Source organism: Microcoleus sp. A6-C6 (assembly GCF_036705955.1).
Classification (GTDB): domain Bacteria; phylum Cyanobacteriota; class Cyanobacteriia; order Cyanobacteriales; family Microcoleaceae; genus Microcoleus.
In genome coordinates this window covers 1-6460 of the sequence record NZ_JAUBVR010000141.1, presented here as the reverse complement: position 1 = coordinate 6460, position 6460 = coordinate 1, and the positions used below count along the sequence as shown (strand labels likewise).

General features: G+C 43.4%; 8 protein-coding genes. 6 read left to right on the top strand and 2 right to left on the bottom strand.

Going from position 1 to position 6460, the window contains the following annotated elements; all coding sequences use genetic code 11:
- The first annotated feature begins 56 nt into the window (after window positions 1-56).
- The gene (locus tag QUB52_RS28355; protein WP_332975580.1) at window positions 57-335 is read left to right on the top strand and encodes a restriction endonuclease; all 279 of its coding nucleotides are present in this window, start codon (window positions 57-59) and stop codon (window positions 333-335) included.
- 256 nt (window positions 336-591) lie between these two features.
- Here QUB52_RS28355 and QUB52_RS28350 read toward each other — a convergent pair whose 3' ends face one another.
- A complete protein-coding gene (locus QUB52_RS28350; RefSeq protein WP_332975581.1) occupies window positions 592-1551 on the bottom strand; it encodes an NAD-dependent epimerase/dehydratase family protein in 960 nt (319 codons plus the stop codon).
- Window positions 1552-1696: 145 nt separating this feature from the next.
- On the opposite strand from QUB52_RS28350, the gene arfB reads away from it, so the two are divergent.
- Window positions 1697-2110 carry an alternative ribosome rescue aminoacyl-tRNA hydrolase ArfB gene (gene arfB, locus QUB52_RS28345; RefSeq protein WP_265237056.1) on the top strand — a complete coding sequence of 138 codons (414 nt, stop codon included), beginning with the start codon at window positions 1697-1699 and terminating at the stop codon, window positions 2108-2110.
- A gap of 39 nt (window positions 2111-2149) precedes the next feature.
- Here the strand turns inward: arfB and QUB52_RS28340 are convergent, their stop codons facing one another.
- Window positions 2150-2419 carry a helix-turn-helix transcriptional regulator gene (locus tag QUB52_RS28340; protein ID WP_265237057.1) on the bottom strand — a complete coding sequence of 90 codons (270 nt, stop codon included), beginning with the start codon at window positions 2417-2419 and terminating at the stop codon, window positions 2150-2152.
- Between the two features lie 364 nt (window positions 2420-2783).
- On the opposite strand from QUB52_RS28340, the gene QUB52_RS28335 reads away from it, so the two are divergent.
- From QUB52_RS28335 to QUB52_RS29375, 4 genes are all read left to right on the top strand, one after another.
- Window positions 2784-3782, top strand: a complete 999-nt coding sequence (locus QUB52_RS28335) for a hypothetical protein (RefSeq protein WP_265237058.1) — start codon at window positions 2784-2786, stop codon at window positions 3780-3782.
- On the top strand, window positions 3754-3951 hold the full coding sequence (locus tag QUB52_RS28330; RefSeq protein WP_332970636.1) for a hypothetical protein: 198 nt from the start codon (window positions 3754-3756) through the stop codon (window positions 3949-3951). Before QUB52_RS28335 ends, QUB52_RS28330 begins: the two co-directional genes overlap by 29 nt.
- 473 nt (window positions 3952-4424) lie before the next feature.
- Window positions 4425-5654, top strand: coding sequence for an RNA-guided endonuclease InsQ/TnpB family protein (locus tag QUB52_RS28325; protein WP_332975582.1), 1230 nt, complete (start codon window positions 4425-4427; stop codon window positions 5652-5654).
- Between the two features lie 172 nt (window positions 5655-5826).
- Entirely contained in the window at window positions 5827-6090 is a 264-nt protein-coding gene (locus tag QUB52_RS29375) for a transposase (protein WP_375339812.1), read from the top strand.
- The last annotated feature ends 370 nt before the right edge of the window (window positions 6091-6460 follow it).

The following is a 6460-nucleotide window of genomic DNA, read 5'->3' as shown; positions in this document are numbered from 1 at the left end:
ATTTGGCAATTTTACTAGCTTTTTCATTTTAACCCTTTTTTGGCATACTCGCCAAAGTGAGATGCACCCGTCAAGATTATGGGGCTGATTTAATTTTATACAAAGATGGATCAAAAACTGTGGTTCAAGCGAAAAGAAGCAAAAATCTAGTTGGTATTAAAGCTGTTCAAAAAGTAGCAGGAGCCGTCAGACATTACAAAGGAAATAAAGGCAGAGTCATCACCAACAACAGATTTACAGAAAACGCTTACAACCTGGCTGAATCTAACGACATAGAGTTATGGGATAGAAAAAAACTAATCGAATTCATCCTGACATCTAAACATTGTAACTAATTTATATACCAGGATATGCAATGGCTACATCGGTTGTTTGTATGCCAGCTCATAGGGTGCGTCAGGCGAAACGATCGGTAAAGTGAGAAAACATTCAGCCCGCTGGGCACCCTACAATAACTAAAAGTTAGTCAACTGTGAAAAACAGATACTGCGATTGCTTCGTTCCTCGCAATGACACAAAAAAGCGCTAACCGAAGCATATTGACATATAGAAGTTCTGCATCGCGAACTAATTGCCTGAAATCCCAACAATTCAACTAGCACTCGCTCCCCACGTATCAACTGTTTGCTGTAAACCTTCTTGGTAGCTAACATAGCGCGGACTCCACCCAAACTGCTGGCGGAATGAATCGCTATTGACAGTAGTAGTAAGCTTTAACAAATCGACTTGTTGAGGGGTGACAACTAACACCAGTGCTAGCGGTGTCAGCCACATGGGGATGCGCGCGGGGCGTTTTCTGCCTAGGGTGAAGGCGAATCGATCGATAAAATCAGCAAAAGACACCGGCACACCATCCACAACGTTAAAAAATGCACCTCTCGGTTGCTGTTCGGCTACCTTTACCAAAGCCGCCGCCGCATCCTCAAAGTGCAGCCAGTTTCCCAGATTGCTCTCGGGCCCGGCAAAATAAGGACGACCCAGTTTAAACGATTTTATATACAGTTTTAGGTCTTCCGATTCAGGCCCGTACAGGTATCCCAGCCGCAATACACAATTGGGAACCTGACTGTTTGTTACCTGGTTTTCGGTGGCGATCGCCATTTTGAAAATTGCGTCATCACCAGGTACACTCAGCGGTGTGCTTTCCGTCGCATCTCTCGTGTTGCCGTACAGAAAAGTGTAGCTAGTGTGAATTAGCAACTTAATATTTGTGTCTTTTACCGCTGTCAGCAGTGCACCAGTTGTTGTAGAAAGCGTTTTATCAAATCCTTTCCAATCTTGTCCGTCGCTGAGCAGGGTATTTGCCTTTTGCGGGGTGAGGTTGACAACCACATCTGCATTTGCCGCCAGAATCGCATCCCTAAGTTCCACAGCATTGGAATGGTCAGTTTCTACCGCGATTCCACCGTGGGAATGCACCGCTGCTGCGCCATCTTTTTCCTCTGTCAATCCCGTTACTTTGTGTCCCTGCGCTACAAACCGCCGGACGGTTACTTGTCCGAGTTCAGAATCGGCGCTGGTAATGACTATGCTCAGCTTTGTGTCTGCCATCTGTTTTGATAACCTGTCTTCTCTGCTTCTACATACTTACTGGTTTGCCCCCTCAGCAGCGACTATCTATTGGTAGAAAAAGTAGTTATTCTAGAGATCAGTTACCAAAATTTTCTCTACAGCTTGCTCGATCGCCCGCCCAATCATGCTAGAAATTTCCAACACAGTCTTTATTCCCGATCGCGAAATCGAGATTAGCGCCATTCGCTCCCAAGGTGCGGGCGGGCAAAATGTCAATAAGGTAGCAACGGCTATTCACCTGCGCTTTGACATCGGCGCTTCCTCATTGCCCGATCGCTACAAACAGCGTTTATTGCAAATCAGTGACCAACGCATCACCTCCGAAGGCGTGATTGTGATTAAGTCTCAGGAGCACCGCAGCCAGGAACAAAACCGGGAGGAGGCTTTGAGACGGCTGCAAGAGTTGATTAAAAATGCGATCGTCATCCCGAAAAGGCGCAAACCGAGCAAAGCGACTCGTAGTTCCCAGCGCAAGCGTCTCGACAGCAAAACCAAGCGGGGGCAGATTAAGGCTCTGAGAGGGAAAATTACAGATTGAGCGTTGAAAGGTCGATCGACCTTTTGGACTTTTTAGTTATCACTCAGGATTTGGTGGCCCTAAATCGTTGGGTAAATCGTTAAGCGTTTTTCCGAGAGCTTTGCAAAGGGCTTTCATTTGAGCAATTGTCAGTTCGGGTTCGTCTAATCCTCGCTCCCAGTTACTGATTGCTTGTTGACTTAGGGTTTTTGCGCCCGTTTTGTCGGGAATTTGTTTTGCTAAGGCCGATTGCGATAAACCAACAGCCTCCCGCAAGATTTGCAGTGCTGGTATATCTTTGGACTCTTGAGTTTGTTTATTTCTGGGCATATCACGGAAAATTTACAAGCAAACTTGTTGACAGACCAGAAAGTTACAAGTATGATTGTGTAAGTATAGACAACAGAAAGGCGGCTCATTTAGCCGGACGGTGGAAACGCTTTGGTTTATAGCGAGCTGCCTTATTTGTAGTTTCTATTAATTGTGCACCTGCATACCCTTAGTATTTTCGGGGCTTGAGTGCATACCTCAAGCTCCTTTCCCTCAACGCGCCCGGAGGTGATGCGATGTAAAAGGTCGATCGACCTACAGCACAACCCAACTCAAAATTGTATCAAAGAACCCGACCAAAAATTCCACTTTGCGATCGCCCAACTTCCGTGCTATCGTTCCCTTTCTCCACCCATTCCCGATCGTGACCACATCTACCGAAAATTTCTACCTAGGCGATATCGCCTCCAACTTTCACTTTGCAGGCCCGCTGCTAGACTTTGAAGAAGAAATCCAGAATCAATCTCCCTTTCACGATTTAGACTACCTCACAGGCGAAATAAAAAGGGGATTCCTCGACTACGTGCGGCAAGGAATCATGCTGGACGCGATCCGAAAACTGCGATTGTATAAAGACAAGTTCAAAACTTTCAAAAGTTACTGCGAACAAGCATTAGGCAGACAGTATTTTTACTGCACCCAAATTATCAAATCTGCTGCCATTTGCCTGCGCTTAATTAAAGCCGGATTTGAGATTTTGCCAAGCTGCGTTGCTCAAGTTGTCCCCTTGTTCAAACACGCAGTAACCGACCAATACGGCGACTGCGCTTTACAGGAAAAGTGGCAAGAAGTTGTGGATGTCATACCAAAAGAAAGGATTACCGCAGTAACTATAGCCGAAACTGTTGACAATAATCCCAACCTCCGGCTTAAACAAATTCGGATCAAAACCGACACCTACGCCCTTTTAACAAAAAAAGCAGCGGCTGCGGGAATGTCAATTTCGGAATTTCTGGGGAGGCTGGTTGACGAATACAACCCCAAAAATTTGGAGCAGCCGGCGGAACATACTCCCGAACAAGAGGAGATTTTAGACCAACTGGACGCGGAGTTTAAGAAGCCCGCAGCGGAACAGTCTTCAATTTCTGCTCAAGGTAAAGTTAAATCTAAAGGTTTTGGAGTGAAAATTGAGCCTAAAGGTGGTACAAGGGAAGTGAAGGCGAAAAGTTCGGAAGGTAAAGTAAAAGCGAAAAGCTCAGAAAGTGAAATTAAGCTGAAAAATAAGCAAACTGAAATCCCAGCCGAGAAACTATCCAATTTATTTAAGGAAAAAAATCATGAAGTCATCTGCCCAAAATCCAATCATGCGTCAACTGAAACTCATGGAGGCTCAATTGAGCGAGATTCATTGCCAACTGATTAAAGCCACTGTTTTGAATTGGTGGCAAATCGTTTTGCCGGATGGACAGAAGATTGCGATCGAGCACGCGGGCAGCGGACACTGGATTTTTCGGGCTAATGGGCTTGAGAAAGCTCATCCTGAAGTGCGGCTAGCGGTGTTAAGGGCAATCGCTGAAGGCTGTCGCCGATAGGTTACGATTAAGGACACGGCGTGGTGTCGTGTCCCTACTGGGCGATCGGATTTGGTATTTGGGGATGTTGGGGCGATACCTTCGGTCTGCTTCGCTTACGACATTAGCTAAGCAGACGGGAATCCCCACACTATAATCGCTTCGACAAGCGTGTGGGATGAAAGACGCGGTGAGACTCCTGATTCCACCCGTCAACCAATTCAAAACTATGTTTTGAGCGGTGGGCGGGTGGATGACGAGACGAACAAATTATTTTAGACGAACAAATTATTTTATTCGACTTTTTTCAATACACCTTTTTAACCATTTCTGTAGCCAGTTGAGATTGGGTAATAAAAGTTAATACTTAATAATAGAAGTCTCTCTGAGTGTGCAAATAAAATATTTATTTACGTACTTGACATAAAGTAACGCATTCAACTATATTAATACTAATTGATAAGTCGCGACTGAAATTACACATTCACCGCTTAATGAAAACTTCTTACCAGTATCGATTACGTCCAACAAAGTTGCAAGCCACTGAGATTGACAGATGGTTGTCAATGTTATGTGCACAGTACAATTATTTGTTGGGAGATCGATTTAACTGGTACGAAGAAAACCGTTCGCCTGTTAATGCGTGTCCGCTAATTTGCTATTTACCTGAACTGCGAGATAATCCCGATTATTATAGTCAAAAAAAGACGTTACCTCAACTCAAAAAAACTCATCCTTGGTATGCCGATATTTATTCTCAAGTCCTTCAAGATGTAGTCAAGCGAGTTAAGGTAACGTTCGATCGTTTTTTAAAAGGTGATACAAATGGAAAGCGTAGTGGTAGACCAAGATTTAAACAACGCAGTCGTTACCGCACGTTCACCTATCCTCAAATTAAAGACGGCTGCTTACAAAATAACTTAATTAACTTGCGGATGTTCGGAAAAGTTAAGGTTATTTTGCACCGTTCAATACCTGATGGATTCAAAATCAAAACCGTCTCTATTACCAAAAAAGCTGACGGTTACTATGTCACTCTCAGTTTAGAAGATTCAACAGTCCCGGATATTAAACCAGACTTCAATCCTCAAAAGATTGTGGGAATTGATGTTGGGCTGAAGGATTTTTTAACAACATCAGAAAACGAGACTGTGGCAATTCCTCAACATTACCGCAAAGCTCAAAAGCGCCTGCGAATTATTCAAAAGCGAGTCTCTCGACGTAAAAAAGGCAGTAACCGCAGGCAAAAAGCGGTGAAACAACTGGGAAAATGTCACAAAAAAGTAGCGGACAAGCGTAAAGACTTTCATTTTAAAACTGCTAACAATCTATTGAAAAAATATGACGTTGTTGCAGTTGAAGACTTGAATGTTAAAGGACTTGCTCGTACAAAATTAGCTAAATCTGTGTTGGACGCTGGGTGGTCAAGCTTTCTGTCGATTCTAACAAACAAAGCCGTAAATGCTGGTCTGTTGGTAATCCCAGTAAGTGCCTATAATACTTCACAAGATTGTTCTGGTTGTGGTGAAAAAGTACCGAAAAAGCTGCATGAAAGATGGCATAACTGCCTACATTGTGGATGTAGTCTTGACCGCGATCACAATGCTGCGATAAATATAAAAAATAGGGCGGTGGGTCATCCCGCTCTTAAAGCTCAGTCAATGTCCGAAGCAATAGCTGGAGTCGCCCAGAAGCCTACACCATACTGTACTCAGTTGGTGTAGGAGTATGTCACTATCAGGATTGGTTAAAAGTGCGATCGGAATGTCCCAAGTGTGGGGCGAAGTTTAAGATTCCGGCGTTTTAGAAAGATAATTCGTTATTACTGCTTATAGAGCCCGTTTGACATCTTTTACGTGGTTGTGATAACCGCAAAAGCATTATCCAGCAGCAGCCATGCCTTATTGTAACAGTCTAACGGATTCAGAATGGGAAATAATTGAACCCATACTACATGACATATTGCCCAGGAAGAAGTTAACTAGACCTTGTAACTGGACAAAAAGAGAAATCTTAGATGGAATTTTCTATCAACTAAAGAATGGCTGCAATTGGCAAGACCTACCCAAAGATTTGCCCCCCCTATTCCACTGTATATTGGCATTACAAGCAGTGGCGAACACAGGGAGTGATAGAAGAGCTGATGAGGCTATTACATAGTCAAGTACGTGAGCAGGTAAAAAACAAGCCAAATGGACTACATTAATGATTATAGACTCACAAGCCGTAAAAAATACCTGTAACGCTAGTATTGAGTCGAAAGGGTTTTGTTTCTACAAATCTACAAATCGTATTAAAAGACACCTAGCCGTTGATACGCTTGGATTTATTTTTTACTCACTGCACAAAAGCTAGTGTATCAGATGATGTCGGCTTGATTGAAATGTTGAGTCTAAATATCGATTATTTCAAGTCTAAACCTCTAAATATTCCCCAAATTACGATACTACTAGAGTAAGGATTCAGGTAAAAAATAGTTGATTGAGAGCCGAAAAATATGGTAATGTAGTCAGATGAGCGAAAAGCCAGA

Coding starts and splice junctions, on each gene's coding strand:
- QUB52_RS28350 (WP_332975581.1), bottom strand. CDS start 1,551: ATGGCAGACACAAAGCTGAGCATAGTCATTACCAGCGCCGATTCTGAA.
- arfB (WP_265237056.1), top strand. CDS start 1,697: ATGCTAGAAATTTCCAACACAGTCTTTATTCCCGATCGCGAAATCGAG.
- QUB52_RS28325 (WP_332975582.1), top strand. CDS start 4,425: ATGAAAACTTCTTACCAGTATCGATTACGTCCAACAAAGTTGCAAGCC.
- QUB52_RS28340 (WP_265237057.1), bottom strand. CDS start 2,419: ATGCCCAGAAATAAACAAACTCAAGAGTCCAAAGATATACCAGCACTG.
- QUB52_RS29375 (WP_375339812.1), top strand. CDS start 5,827: ATGCCTTATTGTAACAGTCTAACGGATTCAGAATGGGAAATAATTGAA.